The 21,045-nt window shown below is 58.9% G+C and carries 20 protein-coding genes; 1 reads left to right on the top strand and 19 read right to left on the bottom strand.

Annotation, left to right across the window (positions count from 1 at the left end; genetic code table 11):
- Positions 1-81: 81 nt before the first annotated feature.
- From glmS to IE091_RS11040, 4 genes are read right to left on the bottom strand one after another with little or no spacing between them, the layout of a single operon-like run.
- A complete protein-coding gene (gene glmS / locus IE091_RS11055) occupies positions 82-1,908 on the bottom strand; it encodes a glutamine--fructose-6-phosphate transaminase (isomerizing) (protein ID WP_189463654.1) in 1,827 nt (608 codons plus the stop codon).
- Between the two features lie 43 nt (positions 1,909-1,951).
- Positions 1,952-3,319 carry a bifunctional UDP-N-acetylglucosamine diphosphorylase/glucosamine-1-phosphate N-acetyltransferase GlmU gene (glmU, locus tag IE091_RS11050; protein WP_039179002.1) on the bottom strand — a complete coding sequence of 456 codons (1,368 nt, stop codon included), beginning with the start codon at positions 3,317-3,319 and terminating at the stop codon, positions 1,952-1,954.
- Positions 3,320-3,334: 15 nt separating this feature from the next.
- Positions 3,335-4,432, bottom strand: coding sequence for an FAD:protein FMN transferase (locus tag IE091_RS11045; RefSeq protein WP_039179005.1), 1,098 nt, complete (start codon positions 4,430-4,432; stop codon positions 3,335-3,337).
- Positions 4,433-4,459: 27 nt separating this feature from the next.
- Positions 4,460-5,260, bottom strand: coding sequence for an undecaprenyl-diphosphate phosphatase (locus IE091_RS11040; RefSeq protein ID WP_039179009.1), 801 nt, complete (start codon positions 5,258-5,260; stop codon positions 4,460-4,462).
- Positions 5,261-5,441: 181 nt separating this feature from the next.
- Here IE091_RS11040 and IE091_RS11035 point away from each other — a divergent pair, with 181 nt between their 5' ends.
- Complete coding sequence (locus tag IE091_RS11035) at positions 5,442-6,635, top strand: cation diffusion facilitator family transporter (RefSeq protein ID WP_189463653.1); 1,194 nt, start codon at positions 5,442-5,444, stop codon at positions 6,633-6,635.
- On the opposite strand, the gene mgtE is transcribed toward IE091_RS11035, so the two are convergent.
- The 15 genes from mgtE to IE091_RS10960 form a co-directional block, all read right to left on the bottom strand.
- Complete coding sequence (mgtE, locus tag IE091_RS11030) at positions 6,632-8,014, bottom strand: magnesium transporter (protein ID WP_039179015.1); 1,383 nt, start codon at positions 8,012-8,014, stop codon at positions 6,632-6,634. The two genes, IE091_RS11035 and mgtE, sit on opposite strands and share 4 nt — an antisense overlap.
- Positions 8,015-8,132: 118 nt before the next feature.
- Positions 8,133-8,561, bottom strand: coding sequence for a F0F1 ATP synthase subunit epsilon (locus IE091_RS11025; protein ID WP_016915576.1), 429 nt, complete (start codon positions 8,559-8,561; stop codon positions 8,133-8,135).
- 24 nt (positions 8,562-8,585) lie between these two features.
- Positions 8,586-9,965, bottom strand: coding sequence for a F0F1 ATP synthase subunit beta (atpD, locus tag IE091_RS11020; protein WP_016915577.1), 1,380 nt, complete (start codon positions 9,963-9,965; stop codon positions 8,586-8,588).
- A gap of 76 nt (positions 9,966-10,041) precedes the next feature.
- Positions 10,042-10,932, bottom strand: a complete 891-nt coding sequence (gene atpG / locus IE091_RS11015) for a F0F1 ATP synthase subunit gamma (RefSeq protein WP_081138484.1) — start codon at positions 10,930-10,932, stop codon at positions 10,042-10,044.
- A gap of 65 nt (positions 10,933-10,997) precedes the next feature.
- Positions 10,998-12,542, bottom strand: a complete 1,545-nt coding sequence (atpA, locus tag IE091_RS11010; protein ID WP_100731127.1) for a F0F1 ATP synthase subunit alpha — start codon at positions 12,540-12,542, stop codon at positions 10,998-11,000.
- Positions 12,543-12,558: 16 nt separating this feature from the next.
- Positions 12,559-13,095, bottom strand: coding sequence for a F0F1 ATP synthase subunit delta (locus tag IE091_RS11005; protein ID WP_016915580.1), 537 nt, complete (start codon positions 13,093-13,095; stop codon positions 12,559-12,561).
- Positions 13,096-13,106: 11 nt separating this feature from the next.
- Positions 13,107-13,577: a F0F1 ATP synthase subunit B gene (locus tag IE091_RS11000; protein WP_016915581.1), complete on the bottom strand. Its 471-nt coding sequence runs from the start codon at positions 13,575-13,577 to the stop codon at positions 13,107-13,109.
- 76 nt (positions 13,578-13,653) lie between these two features.
- Positions 13,654-13,881 carry a F0F1 ATP synthase subunit C gene (atpE, locus tag IE091_RS10995; protein WP_016915582.1) on the bottom strand — a complete coding sequence of 76 codons (228 nt, stop codon included), beginning with the start codon at positions 13,879-13,881 and terminating at the stop codon, positions 13,654-13,656.
- Between the two features lie 71 nt (positions 13,882-13,952).
- Entirely contained in the window at positions 13,953-14,780 is an 828-nt protein-coding gene (gene atpB, locus IE091_RS10990; protein WP_016915583.1) for a F0F1 ATP synthase subunit A, read from the bottom strand.
- Between the two features lie 15 nt (positions 14,781-14,795).
- Complete coding sequence (locus tag IE091_RS10985; RefSeq protein ID WP_229800817.1) at positions 14,796-15,194, bottom strand: ATP synthase subunit I; 399 nt, start codon at positions 15,192-15,194, stop codon at positions 14,796-14,798.
- A gap of 202 nt (positions 15,195-15,396) precedes the next feature.
- Positions 15,397-16,341 (bottom strand): ParB/RepB/Spo0J family partition protein, encoded by a 945-nt coding sequence (locus IE091_RS10980; protein ID WP_189463652.1) that lies wholly within the window; start codon positions 16,339-16,341, stop codon positions 15,397-15,399.
- A 66-nt stretch (positions 16,342-16,407) separates the two neighbouring features.
- The gene (locus IE091_RS10975; protein WP_039179044.1) at positions 16,408-17,175 is read right to left on the bottom strand and encodes a ParA family protein; all 768 of its coding nucleotides are present in this window, start codon (positions 17,173-17,175) and stop codon (positions 16,408-16,410) included.
- Positions 17,175-17,840, bottom strand: a complete 666-nt coding sequence (gene rsmG, locus IE091_RS10970; protein ID WP_189463651.1) for a 16S rRNA (guanine(527)-N(7))-methyltransferase RsmG — start codon at positions 17,838-17,840, stop codon at positions 17,175-17,177. Before rsmG ends, IE091_RS10975 begins: the two co-directional genes overlap by 1 nt.
- Complete coding sequence (mnmG, locus tag IE091_RS10965) at positions 17,837-19,741, bottom strand: tRNA uridine-5-carboxymethylaminomethyl(34) synthesis enzyme MnmG (protein WP_189463650.1); 1,905 nt, start codon at positions 19,739-19,741, stop codon at positions 17,837-17,839. Before mnmG ends, rsmG begins: the two co-directional genes overlap by 4 nt.
- Positions 19,742-20,283: 542 nt before the next feature.
- A complete protein-coding gene (locus IE091_RS10960; RefSeq protein WP_144983966.1) occupies positions 20,284-21,042 on the bottom strand; it encodes an amino acid ABC transporter ATP-binding protein in 759 nt (252 codons plus the stop codon).
- Positions 21,043-21,045 lie beyond the last annotated feature (3 nt).

Here is a 21,045-nt window from a genome sequence, read left to right as displayed (position 1 = left end):
ATTGCGCATAAGATGCGGCCATTCGCCGCATCCTGTAAAGCGCTTTTGTGCAGGCCTTTGCAATAAATTGTGTCTTGGGTTTTATTCCACCGTCACGCTTTTCGCCAAGTTACGTGGCTGGTCCACATCGGTGCCTTTCAGCACGGCTACGTGATAGCTCAGCAGCTGTAACGGCAGGGTATATAACAGCGGCGCCAGTGCCTCGTGCACCTCCGGTAATTCCAGTACGCGGATATCTTCCTGAGCGCTGATGCCTACCTTGCGATCGGCAAATACGAACAGCTGACCACCGCGAGCGCGCACTTCTTGAAGGTTGGACTTCAGCTTTTCCAGCAGCTCGTCATTGGGCGCTACCGAAATTACTGGCATCTCGTTATCCACCAGCGCCAACGGGCCGTGCTTCAGCTCACCCGCAGGATAGGCTTCCGCGTGGATGTAGGAGATCTCCTTGAGCTTCAGGGCGCCTTCCAGAGCAATCGGATAGTGGGCACCACGGCCCAAGAACAGCGCATGATGCTTTTCGGCAAACGCCTGGGAAAGCGCTTCGATCTGCGCATCGAGGCCTAGCACCTGCTGGCAGAGCGATGGCAGGGCCTGAAGACCCGCCAGAATCTCCGGCTGCTCCGGCTGGCCTTTCGCTTTACTGACGGAAAGCGTCAGCAGCAGCAGTGCGATCAACTGCGTCGTGAATGCCTTGGTGGAGGCCACGCCGATTTCAGGGCCAGCGCGGGTCATCAGCGACATATCCGATTCGCGCACCAGCGAACTGCCGGGCACGTTGCAGATTGCCAGCGTGCCGACATAGCCCAGGGTTTTGGCAAACCGCAGCGCTGCCAGCGTATCGGCGGTTTCCCCAGACTGAGAGAGGGTGACGAATAGCGTGCCATCCGGTACCACCGGATGGCGGTAGCGATACTCGGAGGCCACTTCGACCTGCACCGGCACGCCAGCGTAGCGCTCCAGCCAGTAGCGGGCCACCAAGCCCGCATGGTAGCTGGTGCCACAGGCAATGATGTGCACTTGGCGGGCTTTCTGGAACAGCGCCTGGGCGTCTGGCCCGAAGCTTTCGACCAGAACGCTGCTGGCGCTGATGCGCCCTTCCAGCGCTGCCTCGATGACCTTGGGCTGCTCGAAGATTTCCTTGAGCATGTAGTGGCGATACTCTCCCTTGCTGGCAGCGCCATCGCCATGCTCGAAGGTATGTACCAGGCGCTGGACATCGTGCCCCTGACGGTCGACGATGCGGATGACACCGTGTTCGCGCAGCTCGACCAGATCGCCCTCTTCCAGGTAGATGAAGCGGTCGGTGACCTGCAACAGCGCCAGCGGGTCGGAGGCCAGGAAGGCCTCATCGATCCCCACGCCCACCACCAGCGGGCTGCCCTGGCGCGCGCCCACCACCACGTTGGGCTCGTGCGTGCTCATCACGCCCAGCGCGTAGGCGCCCCCCAGCCCGCTGACGATCTCCTGGGTCGCCTCGAACAGTGTCTTGTCGGTCGCCAGTTTGTCGGCCAGCAAGTGAGCAATCACTTCGGTATCGGTGTCGGAAGTGAAGGTGTAGCCACTGCCCTGCAGCGTTTCTTTGATCTGCTCGTAGTTCTCGATGATGCCGTTATGTACCACGGCGACATTGTCACTGCTGTGGTGGGGATGGGCATTGGCCTCGGAGGGCTTGCCATGGGTGGCCCAGCGAGTATGGGCGATACCGCAATGCCCCGGCAGTGCCTCGCTGGCCAGGCGCTCTTCCAGGGCCGCCACCTTGCCCAGAGCCCGGTGGCGGGTCAATGATCCGCTGCTGAGTACCGTCATGCCTGCCGAGTCATAACCGCGATACTCCAGACGCTTGAGTCCTTCCAACAATATTCCCTGCACATTGCGCTGTGCCACGGCTGCGACGATACCGCACATACTCCACTCTCCTGGAGGCGCCAAGCGCCTGTGTCACCGATAGTTAGTTTGCTTTTTTGGTGGGGCGCGGCCAGTCGGCCTTTTCCAACTGGCGGCTGCGAGTGACCGCCAAGGCATGTTCTGCCACGTCCTTGGCGATGGTGGAGCCCGCGCCCACGGTGGCTCCCTGACCAATCGAAACAGGCGCGACCAGCGCGCTGTTGGAGCCAATGAACGCATGGTCGCCAATCTGCGTGCGATGCTTGTTGGCGCCATCGTAGTTGCAGGTGATGGTACCTGCCCCAACGTTCACTTCACGCCCCAGAGTGGCATCGCCCACATAGCTCAGGTGGTTGATCTTGCTGCCTTCGCCGACCTCGGCGTTCTTGGTCTCCACGAAGTTGCCCACTTTCGCCTTGACCGCCAGACGCGTGCCGGGGCGAAGACGAGCGTAGGGCCCAATCTGATTATGGCCAGCGGCCACCGTGGAGTCGATGACGCTGTGGCTATCGATGACGCTTTCAGCACCGAGGGTGCTGTTCTTGATCACGCAATAAGGGCCAACGCGCACGCCTTCGCCCAACTCCACGTCCCCTTCGAAGACGCAACCCACATCGATGAACACGTCGTGTCCACAGGTGAGCTTGCCGCGCACATCGATTCTCGCCGGGTCTGCCAGGGCAACGCCCTGGGCCATCAACGCTTCCGCCGTCTGCTGCTGGTAAGCACGCTCCAGACGGGCCATCTGCGCACGGTTGTTGACCCCTTCCACCTCGGTAGCATCGTGGGGCTGCGCCGTGGCCACCTTGATACCTTCGCTGGCAGCCATGGCAATGACGTCGGTCAGATAGTACTCACCCTGGGCATTCTCTGCCGAGAGCTGGGGCAACCAGCGCTTCAGTTGAGCGCTGGTCATGGCCATGATGCCGGTATTGCACTCGGTGATGCTCAGTTGCTCGTCGTTGGCATCTTTTTGCTCGACAATCGCCACGGCCTGCCCGTCACTATCGCGCACGATGCGCCCGTAGCCGCCAGGGTCATCCAGCGTGACCGTCAACAGGCCCATATGCTGCTCATCCACCTGAGTCAGCAGGTTGGCCAACGTGTCACGGCGAATCAGCGGCACATCGCCGTAAAGCACCAGCACGACGCCGTTGCCCAGACGAGCCTGGGCCTGAGCCACGGCATGGCCCGTCCCCTTTTGCTCTTCCTGCAGAGCAAACAGAACGTCATGCTCTGCCAGCGCTTCTCGCAGTTGGTCAGCGCCGTGACCGATCACCACGTGGGTCCGTGCCGGATTCAGTGCCTGAGCGGTCTCCAGCACGTGCTGCACCATGGGTTTGCCTGCCAGGGTATGCAGCACTTTCGGCAAGGGAGAGCGCATCCGCGTCCCTTTGCCAGCGGCCAGAATGACGATGTCGAGATCATGCATGTTCAGTACCTACCGTTATTGGGCCACTGCCGGTGTCCAGGCATCGATGCCCAGCTCTTCCAGCAGCGCATCACCAAAATAGTTCGTAAACGCAGGGCTGGCGATGCTGCGCCAGCGGTCGCCGTCGCGCACCAACAGCAGTACGCTCAGGTCGTGTTCAAGGGCCAGTGCCATTCCCTCTTCCGTGCCGACGACCAGCAGTGCCGTGGCCCAGGCATCCGCCCATGCATTGGAAGGGTGGAAGACCGACACCGATACCAGGTCATGGGTAATCGGTTTGCCGTCACGAGGATTGATGGTATGCGAGTAGCGCTGCCCGTCGACTTCGAAGTAATTGCGGTAGTCGCCTGAGGTCGCCACCGACAAGTTGCTGAGCGGCACGATATGCTGAGCCCTTTGCTCACCGTCTTCCGGCACTTCGATACCTACACGCCAAGCCAGTTCCTCGTCCGGCTCCCGGTAACCACGGGCGATCATGTCTCCCCCCAGGTTCACCAGATAGTGCTCGATCCCCTGCTGGTCCAGATACGCACCCACTCGATCGACGGCATGACCTTTCGCCACGCCAGAAAGATCGACAAAGATATCCCGCGTGCGTCGCGCCTGCATCTGCTGGGTATCCACTTCCAGGGCATCATACCCGACGGTCGAAAGGCGTTCGGCAAGGGCTTCATCGCTGGGCACTTCTTCTGGCCTCGCCTCTGGCCCGAAACTCCACAGATTCACCAGGCCGCCCACCGTCACGTCGAAGGCACCATCGCTATCTGTCGCAATGGCTTGGCTGACGGCCAATACCTCGATCAGCTCATTCGACAACGGCTGCCATTCGTCCAGCGGCGCATGATTGAACGTTACCAGCTCGGCGTCATCCCGATAGGTCGACATCGAGCGGTCCACGCTCTCGAGTTCGGCCAGGAAGCCCTCTTCCAACGCCTGTGCCTGGCCTTGGGTCAGCGGATCCATCACCGTCACCTGGTAGAAAGAGCCAAATACCCCTCCTTCAAATCGGGTCGGCGGCTCCAGGGGGCGATCACTCTCGGAACAGCCTGCCATCAGGGGCAACAGGGTCAGTAAGCCAATGCCAGCCAAAAAAGGGCGATAGCCGATGTTCATCGCATTTTCCTTGAAATGTGCGCGGGGTCAGAAGTGGAAGAACCACAGCAGCCAGAGACCAAATACCACGCGGTAAACCACGAACGGCTGCATGCCCAGTTTCTTGATGACGACCAGAAAATAGTGAATACACAAGTAAGCGCTAATACCAGAGAGAAGCGTACCGACGATCATGGCTGGCCAGTCGATGGCCTGTGGGTCGCGGAGCAAGCCAACGGCCTCCAGTCCTCCAGCCAGCACAATCACGGGAATCGACAGCAGAAACGAGAAGCGTGCCGCGCCCTCTCGGCTCATGCCTACCAGCAGGGCTGCCGTGATGGTGATCCCGGAACGGGACGTGCCTGGAATCAGCGCCAACACCTGGGCTCCACCGATGATGAGCACGTCTTTGAGCGACATCTGATACTCACTACGTGTCCCACGCTTGCGCCAATCGGCAAAGCCTAGCAGCAGGCCGAAAACGATAAGGCTCGCCCCGATGATCAGGGTTGAACGCATATAGCCTGAAATCACATCGTGGAGCAGAAACCCCACCAGACAGACGGGTATCGTCGCAATGACGACCCAAATGCCCAAGCGAGCATCTTCATCCACCCCGCGCCCTACCAACGCCTTGGAGGTGCTGGTGATCATCTGAATGATTTCATGACGAAAGTAGATGACGACCGCGCTCAGGCTTCCCAAATGCAGTGCCACGTCAAAGGCTAACCCTTGATCTTCCCAAGAGGTCAGTTCAGGCACCAGAATCAGGTGTGCAGAGCTTGAAATAGGCAAGAATTCCGTTAGTCCTTGCACTAACGCCAGAATAATGACTTGAAGCCAATCCATGGTGCATCCTGTAAACAGTGAGTCAAAGGGCGATGGCTGGGAGTACCAGAGCTGCCAAGGATACACATCCCCGCTTTCATTGTCCGCTCTGGCCAAGGACTCCTGGCAAGAAGGTATAGAGCTTGCGCCGTGGTGCGCTACAATAAGCGCCTATCGAAAGAGCGAGTCTTCAAGGTATCCCATGACTCAGACCCCAGAATCATCAGTGGTTCCCAGCAACGCCATAGACAGCCAGGAAGCCAAGCGTGTCACGTACATTGGTGCCTGGCTGGATGGGTTGCTGAGTATCGTCAAGGTAGCGGTGGGATTTCTGGTCGGCTCGGCAGCCTTGATTGCCGATGGCATTCACTCCCTGTCTGACCTTGTCACCGATGGTTTTGTCCTGGCCGCCATTCATTATGGCCGTCAGGAACCGGATAACGACCACCATTATGGCCATGGCCGCATCGAAACGCTGACCACGCTACTGCTGGGCAGCGTGCTGATCTTCGTGGCCGGCGGTATCGCCTGGTCGAGCATCGACCGTCTGTTGAGCGGTACCGAAGTGGGCGCGCCCGGCGCTTTTGCCATCGCGGTGACGGTGCTGGCCCTGATCAGCAAGGAGTGGATCTTCCGCTACACCATGCGGGTCGCCAAACGGGTCAAGTCCAAGCTGCTGGAAGCCAATGCCTGGCACTCCCGCAGCGATGCTCTCTCCACGGCCGTGGTGCTGGTAGCGCTGGTGGGTGCCCAGTATGGGCTGGGGTGGCTGGACGCCGTGGCCGCGATCATCGTGGGGTTACTGGTAGGTAAGGTCGGCATCGACCTGCTGTGGGAATCCGCCAGAGAGCTGGTGGACACCGCCTTGCCCGAAGACGTGCAGCAGCAGATGCATGATGTGGCCTGCAGTGTGCCCGGCGTGGATAGCGTGCATGACCTGCGCACGCGCCAATCGGCGGGCTGGGTGATGGTGGACCTGCACGTGGTGGTAGGCCCGCGTATCACCGTTTCCGAAGCCCATGAAATTGGCAACGAGGTGAGCCGCTGCCTGCGCCACGAGTTTCCGCTGCTGACCGATGTCATTTTCCACGTGGACCCGGAAGACGACGCCGGTGAAGGCGACCCGAGCCGCCTGCCCGGCCTGCCCTTGCGCCCAGAAGTGGAAGCCGCCCTCGACGAACGCTGGTACATGCATCCGGTATGGCGCACGTTGAACGATCTGCAGCTTCACTACCTGGACGACAAGGTATCGGTCACGCTGATCATCGGTGACGCGGTCCACCAGCCGCCCCAGTGCCTGGCCAGCCAGCTCAAGGCGCTGGCCAGTGACATCGAATGGCTGGGCCACGTGGAAGTGATGTTCATCACCCGCGCGGCCAGCAGCGCCATGCGCTAGACGTTGGTCAGAATGGCAGTGGCGATGGTGAAGTAGATCAATACCCCCGATGCATCGATCAAGGTCGTCACCAGCGGTGCCGAGGCCGTGGCCGGGTCCACCTTGAAGCGCTCCAGCACGAACGGCAGACACATGCCCATCATGCTACCGAACAGCACGATGGTGACCATGCTCAACGCGACCACCATGGCGACTTCCTCACCGCCACGCATGACCCCGATGGGCGCGACGGCCAACGCCATGGTCAGCCCCAGCGCACCGGCCACCAGCAGCTCCCTGCCCAGCATCTTGCTCCAGTCCTTGACCCCTACGTCCCCGGTGGCCATACCCCGCACCATCAGCGTGGCCGCCTGGGCGCCCGCATTACCGCCACTGCCAATCAACAGCGGCAGGAAGAATACCAGAGCGACCTGGGCGGCAATGGTATCTTCGAAGTACGCAATACCAGCCCCCGAAAACAGGTTGGCAAACACCAGCAGTACCAGCCAGGTCACCCGCTTGCGGTAAAGGCTGGCCAGGGGCACCCGACTGACACCATCTTCCAATTGGCCAATCGACATCCCCTTGTGGATATCTTCGGTGGCCTCGGATTCGGCCACGTCCATGGCATCATCGTGGGTCACGATCCCCACCATGCGCCCATCCTGATCGAGTACCGGCAGCGCCAGCAGGTCATAGCGCGCCACGATACGCGCCACTTCTTCCTGCTCTTCGTCTACGTGGGTGCTGATGACATCCTTGATCATGATGTCATCGACGATGGCACCCGGACGGGCGACCATCAGCTGCCGCAACGACATGGTTCCCACCAGCTCGCCTTCCTTGTCGAGGATGTAGAGCTGGTAGACCGTTTCCGCATCCGGCGCTGTCTGTCGTACCCGCATCATCGCCTGTGACACCGTCATGCCACTGGCTATCGCTACATAGTCAGAGGTCATGATGGCGCCGGCCGTGCCTTCTTCGTAGCTGGCCAGACGCTTGAGATCTTCCCGCTCCTGGTGCGCCATGCGACGCAACAACGCTTCGCGGCGATCTTCATCGAGCAGGTTGAACAGATCCACCCGCTCGTCCGACCCCATCTCCTCCAGCAGCTTGAGCACTTGGGTGTCGCTCAGCTCACCGACGACTTCGAGCTGACTCTCGCCTGGCAGATAGCCCAGCACATTGGCGGCTCGCTCGGTGGAGAGTATGTCCAGCACCGTCAGGGCCGCACGTAGCTCCTCATCCTCTTCGATCAGCTCTTCCAGCACTTCGCCAATGTCGGCCGAGCGAATTTCGGCGAGGCGTTCCGCCAACTGCGCCTTGCTGGGCTCTTCCTTGACCAGCTCCTCGAGCAGCTCGGTTTTCAATTCCAGTAAGGCTTCTTCGTTCAGCGCCATCGCTCTCTCCTGATGCCATTCAAATCCGGGACGACTGACCACCATACTAACAGACAAAAAAAACGCCCCTTAAACCCTGGTCGGGTTTAAGGGGCGTTTGGGTACACAGTGCGTGTAACTAGCCTTTACCCGCCTTTTTGCGCAGTTGCTGGATCGTTCGCAACTGGGCAACGGCTTCGGCAAGTTCAGCAGCAGCACGGGTATAATCCAGCTCTGCCGACTTGTCGTTAAAGGCTTTCAGCGCCTGCTGACGCGCTTCCTCGGCGGCGGCCTCGTCGAGGTCACCGGCACGAGCAGCGGCATCTGCCAGGATCGTCACGACATCTGGCTGGACTTCCATGAAGCCGCCAGAGACAAAGAAGTTTTCTTCCTTGCCGCCATCGTGGATCACGCGGATCGGGCCCGGCTGAAGCTCGGTCAGCAGCGGGGCGTGCCCCGGCAAGATGCCGAGGTCACCCATGATCCCGGAAGCCACCACCTGCTCGACCTTGCCTGAGAAGATGGATGCTTCTGCGCTGACGATATTGCAAGTGAAGCTATTCGCCATAGCGAATCCCCCTAATGGACGGGATTACTTCTTCATCTGGTTGGCTTTGTCGACAGCTTCGTCGATGGAGCCGACCATGTAGAAGGCCTGTTCCGGCAGATCGTCATACTCGCCAGCCAGAATGCCCTGGAAGCCACGGATGGTGTCTTTCAGAGAAACATACTTGCCGGGTGAGCCTGTGAATACCTCAGCCACGAAGAACGGCTGAGACAGGAAGCGCTGGATCTTACGCGCACGAGATACGGCCAGCTTGTCTTCGTCAGACAGCTCGTCCATACCCAGGATCGCGATGATGTCCTTCAGTTCCTTGTAACGCTGCAGAACGTTCTGCACGCCACGCGCCACTTCGTAGTGCTCTTCACCGACGACCAGCGGGTCCAGCTGACGTGACGTGGAGTCCAGCGGATCGATGGCGGGGTAGATACCCAGCTCAGCGATGGAACGCGCCAGTACCACGGTAGCGTCAAGGTGGGAGAAGGTGGTCGCAGGAGACGGGTCAGTCAAGTCATCCGCAGGAACGTAAACGGCCTGCACCGACGTGATAGAGCCTGTCTTGGTGGAAGTGATACGCTCCTGAAGAACGCCCATCTCTTCCGCCAGCGTCGGCTGGTAACCTACCGCTGAAGGCATACGGCCCAGCAGTGCAGATACTTCGGTACCGGCCAGGGTGTAACGATAGATGTTGTCGACGAACAGCAGAACGTCACGGCCTTCATCACGGAATTTCTCAGCGATGGTCAGGCCGGTCAGCGCTACGCGCAGACGGTTGCCGGGCGGCTCGTTCATCTGACCATAGACCAGCGCTACCTTGTCGATAACGTTGGATTCGGTCATTTCATGATAGAAGTCGTTACCCTCACGAGTACGCTCACCCACACCGGCGAATACGGAGTAGCCGCTGTGTTCGGTGGCGATGTTGCGGATAAGCTCCATCATGTTGACGGTTTTACCGACACCCGCGCCGCCGAACAGACCAACCTTACCGCCTTTCGCGAAGGGGCATACCAGGTCGATGACCTTGATACCGGTCTCGAGCAGCTCGTTGGAAGCTGCCTGGTCGGCATAGCTGGGGGCTTTACGGTGGATCGGCATGCGCTCTTGCTCGCCAATCGGGCCCGCTTCATCGATCGGCTCACCGAGCACGTTCATGATGCGGCCCAGCGTTTCCTTACCCACCGGTACGGAAATCGCGGCACCTGTGTTGACCACGTCCAGGCCACGCTTCAGACCCTCGGTGGAGCCCATGGCAATGGCGCGTACTACGCCGTCGCCCAGCTGCTGCTGGACTTCGAGGATGGTCTCAACATTGGAGACCTTCAGCGCGTCGTAGACCTTGGGCACAGAGTCCCGCGGAAACTCTACGTCAATCACCGCGCCGATGATTTGTACGATACGTCCGCTCATCTTGGTTCCTCTCAAAAACCTGCAAATGAAACCTGTCTGCCGGGAATGACCTGTCAGTCAGACCACTCCCTCGGCGTTAAACGGCAGAAGCGCCGCCGACGATCTCGGAAATTTCCTGGGTGATGGCGGCCTGACGGGCCTTGTTGTAAACCATCTCCAGATCGTCAATCAGGTTGCCCGCGTTATCAGTGGCACTCTTCATAGCGATCATACGGGCGGCCTGTTCGCACGCACCGTTTTCGACTACCGCCTGATACACCTGCGATTCGATGAATCGAACCAACAGGCTGTCCAGCAACGCCTTGGCATCCGGTTCATACAGGTAGTCCCAGCTTCCGGGACGGGCGTTTTCTTCGTCATGCTTCTCTTCGCTGCCCATGTCAGTGGACAGCGGAAGGATCTGATGCACGACCGGGCGCTGCGTCATGGTGTTCACGAACTCGTTGTACACCACGTACAGGCGATCCAGCCGACCTTCATCGTACGCTTCCAGCATGACCTTCACACTACCGATCAGACCCTCGACGGTCGGTGCTTCACCTAATCCGCTCTTGGCAGCAACCAGGTTGCCACCATAATTGCGGAAGAAGGCACCGGCCTTGGAGCCAAGGGCACAGAAGTCCAGCTCAGCGCCTTGCTGTTTCCAGGCCATCGCATCTTTCAGAACGGCCTTGAACAGGTTGACGTTCAAGCCGCCACACAGGCCGCGGTCTGTCGACACCACGATATAACCCACGCGGTTGACAGGGCGCTCGACCATGTAGCGGTGCTTGTCTTCCTGCTCTACGTCTGCATCCGCAATATGGGCTACCACATTACGGATCTGCTTGGCGTAGGGCTGACTGGACTTCATCAGATCTTGCGCTTTACGCATTTTCGATGCAGCCACCATTTCCATGGCGCTGGTGATCTTCTGCGTATTTTTGATGCTCCCGATCTGGGTGCGTATCTCTTTTGCAGCTGCCATAGCGATCTACCCTTCGTTCGTGGCTCTCAGAAAGCATGCAAGCCCGCCCGCAGGCGGGCCAGACATTACCAGCTCTGAGTCGCCTTGAACTTCTCGAGACCCGACTTCAAACCGTCCTGAATCTCGCCGTTGTAGTCGCCGGTCTGGTTGATCTTGTCGAGCAGTTCGCCGTGCTCGGACTTCATGTAGTCGTGCAGAGCACGTTCGAAGCCCAGCACCTTCTCGACGCTCACATCGTCCAGGTAACCTTCGTTGGCAGCGTACAGAGACAGGGCCATTTCCGCCACGGACATCGGCGAGTACTGCTTCTGCTTCATCAGCTCGGTAACACGCTGTCCGTGCTCGAGCTGCTTACGCGTGGCTTCATCCAGGTCAGAGGCAAACTGAGAGAACGCCGCCAGTTCGCGGTACTGAGCCAGCGCCAGACGCACACCACCACCCAACTTCTTGATGATCTTGGTCTGTGCGGCACCACCAACACGAGAAACCGACAGACCTGCGTTGATCGCCGGACGAATACCGGAGTTGAACAGGTTGGTTTCCAGGAAGATCTGACCATCGGTGATGGAGATGACGTTGGTCGGAACGAAGGCCGATACGTCACCGCCTTGGGTTTCGATGATCGGCAGCGCGGTCAAGGAACCGGTCTTGCCTTTCACTTCGCCGTTGGTGAACTTCTCGACGTAGTCGGCGTTGACGCGCGCGGCGCGCTCCAGCAGACGGGAGTGGAGATAGAACACGTCACCCGGGTAAGCTTCACGACCCGGCGGACGACGCAGCAGCAGCGATACCTGACGGTAGGCAACGGCCTGCTTGGAGAGATCGTCATACACGATCAGTGCGTCTTCGCCACGGTCACGGAAGTACTCGCCCATGGTGCAGCCGGAGTAGGCCGCCAGGAACTGCATGGGTGCCGGGTCGGCAGCGCCAGCCGCCACCACGATGGTGTGCTCCATCGCGCCGTGCTCTTCGAGCTTGCGCACCACGTTGGCAATGGTCGACTGCTTCTGACCGATGGCCACGTAGACACAGGTCACGCCCTTGCCTTTCTGGTTGATGATCGCATCGATGGCAATGGCGGATTTACCGATCTGACGGTCGCCGATGATCAGCTCACGCTGACCACGACCGATCGGCACCATGGCGTCGATGGACTTCAGACCCGTCTGGATGGGCTCGTCAACGGACTGACGGGTGATAACGCCAGGCGCTACCTTTTCTACCGCGTCGGTCAGCTTGGCATTGATGTCGCCTTTGCCGTCGATGGGGTTACCCAGCGCGTCGACAACGCGACCCACCAGCTCGGGGCCTACCGGAACTTCAAGAATACGACCGGTACACTGAGCGGTCATGCCTTCTTCAAGCTGCAGGTAGTCACCCAGGACAACGGCACCCACGGAGTCACGCTCCAGGTTGAGTACCATGCCGAAGATGCTGTTGGGGAATTCAATCATTTCACCGAACATCGCGTCTTCGAGGCCGTGAATTTTCACGATACCGTCGGAAACGCTGACGATGGTGCCCTGATTACGGGCTTCGGATGCGACGTCAAGCTTCTCAATTCGCTGCTTGATGATGTCGCTGATCTCGGAAGGATTCAGTTGCTGCATGCCATGTCCCTCAGACTCAAGCGGTCAGCGCTTCGGAAAGACGGTTCAATCGACCACGCACCGAACCGTCAATGACGGTATCGCCGGCACGCAGGATGACACCGCCGATGAGCGACTTGTCGACCTGAGTAGTAATGGAGATTTCGCGATTCAGACGTTTCTTGAGCGCGTTTGCCAGCTTGGTCTGCTGCTTGCTATCCAGCTTGTAGGCTGAAACCACAGTGACGTCGATACGCTTTTCATGTTCTGCGCGAAGGTGTTCAAACTGTTCAGCGATTGCACTCAACGCCATCAACCGACGCTGGTCGGCCAGGGTGGTGAGAAACCGCTGGAAAGCGTCATCGGCACCGTCGCCCAGCATGTCAGCCAGCAACGCCACTTTCTGTTCGCTACCCAGTTTGGGACTACCTAACAGGTTGGCGACCTGATGATCCTTGACAATGAGACCTGCCATTGCCAGTGACTGAGACCAGGTATCCAGTGCCTGATGATCGCGCGCGTATTCAAACGCCGCTTTGGCGTAAGGACGAGCGACGGTCGTTTGTTCCGCCATGGATCACCTCCTTACAGTTCAGCGGCAAGCTTATCAAGCAAGTCGCGGTGCGCTTTCTCGTCAACAGAGGCTTCAAGAACACGCTCGGCGCCTATGATCGCAAGGTGAGAAACCTGCGCACGCAACTCGTCTTTCGCGCGATTGATTTCTTGCTCAATTTCAGCCCGAGCACTGGCCACCAGACGCTCGCCTTCGGCACGTGCTTGTTCACGTGCTTCTTCGATCATCTGCGCAGAGCGCTTGTTCGCTTGCTCGAGGATTTGAGATGCCTGCTCCTTGCTTTCACGCAGCGTCTGCTCGGCACGCTCTTGAGCGAGCTCAAGGTCACGCGTCGCACGGCTGGCTGCGTCCAAGCCATCAGCAATCTTTTTCTGACGCTCGTGAAGCGCGTTGCTGATCGGAGGCCACACATACTTTATGCAAAACCAGACAAAGATCGCGAAGGCGATCGTTTGCCCGATAAGCGTCATGTTGATATTCACAGGGATGTACCTCTGACAAATTCGTGGCGACCGGAGTGAAACAAAACCGAGCGGTTGCCCGCTCGGTCAAGCTGCATTAACCGGCAACAACGAAGATCAGGTACATCGCGATACCAACACCGATCATCGGTACGGCGTCAAGCAGACCGGCCATGATGAAGGTACGAGTTTGCAGCTGGTCGCTCAGCTCAGGCTGACGAGCGGTGTTGTCCAGCAGCTTGCCACCCAGCATGGCGAAACCAAAGCCAGTGGTCAGGGCGCTAACACTGATGATGATGGCGGCAGCAATGTAGACGATTTCCATGATGAAGCTCCTGATAGTGCGTTAATTTCAAGGGTTTAGGTTAAGGGTTTAATGCAAAGCGTTGCTCGGATTCAGTGATGCTCGTGCGCGGCGCTCAAATAGACGATAGACAGCGTCGTGAAGATGAAGGCCTGCAGCGAAACCACCAGAATATGGAAGATGGCCCACGGCACATCCAGCATCCAGATCGCCCAGAACGGTAGCAGGGCAATCAGGATAAAGATAACTTCACCGGCAAACATGGCGCCGAACAGACGGAAACCAAGGCTGATCGGTTTGACCAGCAGGCCGACGATTTCGAGAATCAGGTTGAACGGTGCCAACAGCCAGGTATTGAACGGCGTCAGCGCCAGCTCCTTGCCGAACCCAGCAACACCTTTCACCTTGCAGCTGTAGTAGATGATCATCAGGAAGACACCGATGGCCATACCCAGCGTGGCGTTGATGTCAGTGGTGGGAACGATTTTCATGTAGCCCACGCCCAGCTTGCCGAACAGCTCCGGGAAGTAGTCCAGCGGGATCAGCTTGAGGCTGTTCATCAGCAGAATCCACATGAACAGCGTCAAGGCGATCGGGCCGATGTTCTTGTTGTTGCCGTGGAAGGTAGATCGGGTCAGGTTATCGATGAACTCGATGACCATTTCAACGGCGTTCTGCAGGCCGCCCGGGACGCCGGTAGTCGCTGCTTTGCCCGCTTTATGGAACAGCCACAGGAACAGAGCACCCATGCCGATGGACCAGCCCATCGTGTCCAGGTGAATGGCCCAAAAACCCATTTCGGTCGCTTCGGCAGAGGTGGACGCAAGCGACCAACCATTTTCCGGGTGCTTTCCGAACGTCAGGTTTTGGAGGTGGTGCTGTATGTAATAGATGGCCGATATTTCGTTATCCGCTGCCATACTGCTTCCTCAAGTTTAAAGGGTTGACCGCTCATGCACGAGCCAGGGGGCTAGCCAGTGCATCAGTTGGGCCACCACATAGGCGACAAAGAAAAAAGCTGGGTTTGAAGGGGGCGCTGTCGTCAGCACTATGGCGAATAACGCCACCGTCAAACCAAACTTGCCTGCTGCAGCCTGATATAAGTTGAGCACATTACGCTGTGGTTGGCGGCTGCGCTGCTGCCTTTGGCCACGCCACACGAAATAGATGGTCGGTAGAAGGCTGATCATCCCCCCCGACAGGGCAGATCCTGCTGCCTCGATGCCGACCATGACACTTGCCAACATGGCCACCAGCAAGATCACCACCAGTTGAGCAAGAAACAGCCGCCGAAAATCCAATAGACGCCGACGTGCAGGCGCTGCACTTTTCACTTTGACCACGACTCCGTGCAGGCTGGGCTGCTGCTCAATGGGATACCGAGTACGCCCGTTCGTCCAAGCAAGCTTTCGACAAACACGGCGGATTATAGGGAAGCGCTATCACACCTTCAACCGAAGTTGCACGGATTTCGTACGTTTTGGCGTTTACTTGCGACCAAAGGGTTAAAAAAAGGCCGCATATTTCATTAGCCTGCTACTTTATGTGCGCAAGAATGCCATCCAGCTCTTCAAGGCTTGTATAACGTATGGTGACTTTGCCTTTGCCCTTCTGACCGTGATCGATGGAGACAGGCGCGCCCAACAGCTCACCAAGGTGCGTTTCGAGACGCGCCACATCGGCGGTCTTGGCCACTTTCTTGGCCGATGCCACCGGCGCCTGCTGGGTGTCGTGCACTTTTTTTACCAGCGCTTCGGTGTCTCTCACCGTCAGATCCTGGTTGACCACTTCATGGGCCACCTGGCGTTGCTGGGCGCTGTTCAGCGATAGCAGGGCACGGGCATGCCCCATGTCCAGATCGCCACGCTCCAGCAGGGTCTGCACTTCCGGGTCCAGGGCAAGCAAGCGCAGGAGGTTGGCCACCTGCGTGCGGGATTTGCCCACGGCATCGGCCACCTGCTGCTGGGTAAGCTCGAACTCTTCAGCCAGACGTTTCAATGCCAGCGCTTCTTCGATGGCATTGAGATTTTCACGCTGAATGTTCTCGATCAGTGCCAGCGCCAGTGCCACGTCGTCGCTGACATGGCGAATGACCGCCGGAATGACATCCAGCTCGGCCAGTTGGGCAGCGCGCCAGCGCCGTTCACCGGCAATGATTTCATAGCGGTCCGGGCCAATCGGGCGAACGACGATTGGCTGCATGACCCCCTGGGCGCGAATGGAGTCGGCAAGTTCCTCTAGTGCCTCAGGCTGAATGTCGCGGCGAGGCTGGTACTTGCCCCGCGTCAGTTGCCCCAGCGGCAGCCGCTCCAGGCGTTCGGCATGGGCATCGTCCTGCGCTGCCTCTGCGGAAGCACCTTCCGGCAGAAGGGCCTCTGTGCCTTGTGAGGCGCTACTGGTCAGGTCCAAACTGTCACGACGACGGGCGCCCGCACCAATCAGGGCATCCAGGCCACGTCCTAGCGCGCGTTTACGCGTCATTCGCTTTCCCTCGTTGAACGTTACGTACTTCGAACCTTACAGCGACAGCCGCCGTAACGACAGGCGTTACAGTGACAACCGTCGAATCATCTCTTTGGCCAGCACGCGGTAGGCCTGGCTGCCCCGCGAAAAACGGGCGTACTGGGTCACGGGCAGGCCATGACTTGGCGCTTCTGCCACTTTCACGTTGCGCGGAATGGTGGTTTTCAGCAGCGCATCGCCGAAAAAGTCGCGTAGCTGCTTGTCCACTTCCCGCGTGAGGCTGGTGCGCTTGTCGTACATGGTGCGCAGGATACCGGAGACGGCAAGCTCGGGATTCACGCTCTGCTTGATCTGTTCCACGGTATCCAGCAGCGCCGAGAGTCCTTCCAGAGCGTAAAATTCACACTGCAGCGGGATCAGTACGCCATGGGCTGCAGTAAGCGCATTCACCGTGAGCATGTTCAGCGACGGCGGGCAGTCGATCAGTACCACATCGTATTCGTCGGCCACGCTGGCCAGCGCCTGAGAAAGGCGACTCTGCCGCTGCTCGGCGTCCAGTAGCTCGACTTCCGCCGCCGTCAAATCGCCATTGCCCGGCAAGACATCGTAACGAACCGACAAACCGCGCACGATAGCGTCGCTGGCCGAGGTTTCCCCCAGCAGCACGTCCAGCACGCTCTTTTCCAGATCGTACTTGTCGATCCCACTGCCCATGCTGGCATGCCCCTGGGGGTCGAGGTCGACCAACAGTACGCGCCGGTCCAGGGCGGCCAGGCTGGCGGCCAGATTGACGGCTGAAGTGGTCTTGCCCACGCCGCCTTTTTGGTTGGTCAGGGCAATGATCTGGCTCACTACTCAACTCCTTTTGGGGTCAGGATCAACAGCTGCCGCTCGGCCGTCTCGAAGGGTACATTCAACAGGTGCCGAGCGTTCAGTTCAACACCTGCTGGCAGGTCGCGCAGCTCGTCATCGGCACCGGGGCCCTTCATGGCCAGCCACTGGCCGTCGGCGGTCGGTAGCGGGCGCGTCAAGGTCACGAAGTCCACCAGGCTGGCGAAGGCCCGCGAGATCACCTGATCGAAGTGCTGGCCCGCAAACTGTTCGACTCTTGCCTGAGTGGGCGTCACGTTGCTCAGCGCCAGCTCCATGACGGCCTGCCGTTGGAAGCGAACCTTCTTGCCGTTGCTGTCCAGCAGCGTCACCTGAAGCTCGGGCTTCAAAATCGCCAGCACCAGCCCAGGCAAGCCTGGCCCGGCGCCTACGTCCAGAAGTCGGGGCCCCCGTATGAAGGGCGCCACCGCCGCGCTGTCCAGCACGTGGCGAGACACCATTTCATCGACGTCGCGTACGGCGGTGAGGTTATAAGCCCGGTTCCACTTGTGCAATAGCGCCAGCAGCCCCAGCAGCTGCTCACGCTGGGTGGGCGTAATGGCGATATCCAGTTGGGCCAGCCCTTGCTCCAGTCTGGGGGCTACGCTACCGGGCAGGCTTTCAATCAGCGGCGGCAAGAAACTCATCCGTTGGCAACCTCGGTATGGCTGATCAGGCGGCGCTTTTTCAGGTGAATCAGCAGTATCGAAACGGCAGCAGGCGTCACTCCCGAGATACGGGCAGCCTGGGCAAGGGTTTCCGGCCGCGCGGCGCTGAGCTTCTGGCGAATCTCGTGGGAAAGCCCCTCCACGTTGTGATAATCCAGCTCAGCGGGGAGCGCAGTGGCTTCGTGGCGCTTGAGCTTGTCGATTTCGTCCTGCTGACGATCGATGTACCCCTGATACTTGGCCTGAATCTGCACCTGTTCGGCGACAGCTTCATCCTCCACGCCGCCGCTTTCCATGCCCGGCAGGTCGGCAATATCGGCGTAGGTCAGTTCAGGGCGCTTCAGCAAATCGCTCAGGCAGTACTCCCGCGACAGCGGCTTGCCGGTTTTCTCGGCGATGCTGGCGGCAGCCGGGCTGTTGGGATGTACCCAGGCGCTGGACAAGCGCGTGGCTTCACGCTCGATGGCATCACGTTTCTGGCTGAAAGCCGCCCAGCGGGTGTCATCGACCAACCCCAGCTGGCGGCCCTGCTCGGTCAGGCGGAGGTCGGCATTGTCTTCACGCAGCAGCAGCCGATACTCGGCGCGCGACGTGAACATGCGATAGGGTTCCTTGGTGCCCATGGTGATCAGGTCATCCACCAGAACGCCTAGATACGCCTCGTCACGACGTGGGTACCACGCCTCCAGCTGCTTGGCTCGCCGTGCCGCGTTGAGCCCCGCCAGCAACCCTTGAGCACCTGCTTCTTCGTAGCCAGTGGTGCCGTTGATCTGCCCGGCAAAAAACAGGTTGTGGATAAATTTGGTTTCCAGCGAGTGCTTCAAATCCCGCGGGTCGAAGAAGTCATACTCGATGGCATAACCCGGGCGCGTGATATGGGCATTTTCCAACCCTTTGATGGAGCGCACGACCTGCAGCTGCACATCGAAGGGCAGTGAGGTGGAGATCCCATTGGGGTAGAGCTCGTGGGTATCCAGGCCTTCCGGTTCGATGAACACCTGATGGCTCGATTTGTCGGCGAAGCGATGCACCTTGTCTTCGATCGACGGGCAGTAGCGGGGGCCGATGCCTTCGATTACCCCAGAGTACATGGGGGAACGATCGAGGTTGTTCAGGATGATCTCGTGGGTGCGCTCGTTGGTGTGCGCAATATGGCAGCTCACCTGCTGAGGATGCATGCCCCGATGCCCCAAGTAGGACATGATCGGCGTGGGCGTGTCGCCTGGCTGCTCTTCCAGCTGTGAAAAGTCGACGGATTTGGCATCGATACGCGGAGGGGTACCGGTCTTCAACCTGTCGACGTGAAAAGGCAGTGCCCGCAGTCGCTCAGCCAGCGCATTGGAAGGCGGGTCGCCTGCGCGGCCACCACGGCTTTGGTCCAACCCGATGTGGATAACCCCGCCAAGGAACGTGCCCGTGCTCAGCACCACCGACTCGGCATGAAAACGAATGCCTGTCTCGGTCACTACACCACGTACGGTGTCGTTATCCACAATGAGGTCGCCAGCCGCCTGCTGGAAAATCGTCAGGTTTGGCTGGTTTTCCAACATGCCGCGAATGGCGGCCTTGTAGCGGATCCTGTCTGCCTGGGCGCGGGTCGCGCGTACGGCAGGCCCCTTACGTGCGTTGAGTACTCGAAACTGGATGCCGCCCAAATCCGTGGCTAGCCCCATGGCACCACCCAACGCATCGATCTCCTTGACCAGATGGCTCTTGCCGATCCCACCAATGGCGGGATTGCAAGACATTTGGCCCAGCGTCTCGATGTTGTGGGTCAGCAATAGGGTTTGACAGCCCATGCGAGCAGAGGCCAATGCGGCTTCGGTTCCCGCATGGCCACCGCCGATGACAATCACGTCAAAGCGGTCGGGGTAGTTCAAGAGACACCTCGTCTTGTGCCCAAGGCACGGATGATGTGGTCAGCGGATCACCGCTGTTGGAATAAGCCCGCCAGTATAAACCTCCTGTGGGTAACCGTCAGGTTTTTCCACACCCCTGCTATCAGTGGTTTTATAAATTAATAACAAAATAAAAATATATAAGAGAAGTTCTGTAAATGTAGTTACTAATGGTGTGGACAAAATCTGTTGATAAATGATTTTTTCCTATATGAATCATTATTTTGTATTGTTGACCAAGTAGTGGCGAACCGGCGGAGTGCCTGCGTAGAAGCGGTGACGGAGCTGTGGATGAAAAGCTTACTTACCCACAGGCCAGGTTAACGACGGCTTATCCACCGCTGGCTACCGCGCTTGTTACCGCACCTGTGAACAAGTGATCTGGTGACCATCATATGCGTTGAAAGATGCCCATGGCGCGGGTGTTAGCCAGATAGTGACCGCCGAGGAAAAAATATTATCCACAGGCAAAAAAAAGGCCTGTCGCAAGGACAGGCCGGTCTCTGAGGTGCCCTGATGGGCTGCTAGTGTTTCAATACGCGCGCCAAGAAGGACTGGGTGCGTTCGTGCCGAGGTGCGTCGAACAGCTGTTCCGGTGGCCCTTGCTCGGTGATTTCCCCTTTGTGAATGAAGATGACGCGGTCGGCTACTTCCCGTGCAAAGCCCATTTCATGGGTCACGATAACCATGGTCATGCCTTCCTTGGCCAGCTCACGCATGGCGTCCAGCACTTCACCGATCATCTCCGGGTCTAGCGCCGAGGTGGGCTCGTCGAAGAGCATGAGCCGGGGTTCCATGGCCAGCGCACGCGCCAGTGCAACCCGCTGCTGCTGCCCTCCAGAGAGCTGGCTGGGGTACTTCTGTGCCTGATCGGCAATGCCGACGCGTTCCAACAGCCGCTGAGCCGTCTCTTCGGCATCCGAACGGCTCCAGCCACGCACTTTCATGGGGGCCAGGGTAATGTTGTCGATGACGCTCAGATGAGGGAAGAGGTTGAACTGCTGGAACACCATGCCGACTTCGGTGCGGATGGTTTGCAGGGCCTTGCTGCTTTTGCCATCCGGCAGCAGCGTATTGCCATCGACATCGAGGCTGCCGGACTGAAACTCTTCCAGCCCGTTGATGCAGCGGATCAGCGTGGATTTACCGGAGCCGCTGGCGCCGATCACGACGACGACTTCTCCGGGGACGATTTCCAGATCGATGTTCTTGAGCACATGCAGGCTGCCAAAGTGCTTGTTGAGCTTCTGCATTTGCACAATGGGCGATGAGGTCGAAGTCATTGT

Origin of the sequence: Vreelandella hamiltonii (genome assembly GCF_014651775.1) — a bacterium.
Taxonomy (GTDB): Bacteria; Pseudomonadota; Gammaproteobacteria; order Pseudomonadales; family Halomonadaceae; genus Vreelandella; species Vreelandella hamiltonii.
This window is presented reverse-complemented; position numbering and strand designations above follow the sequence as displayed.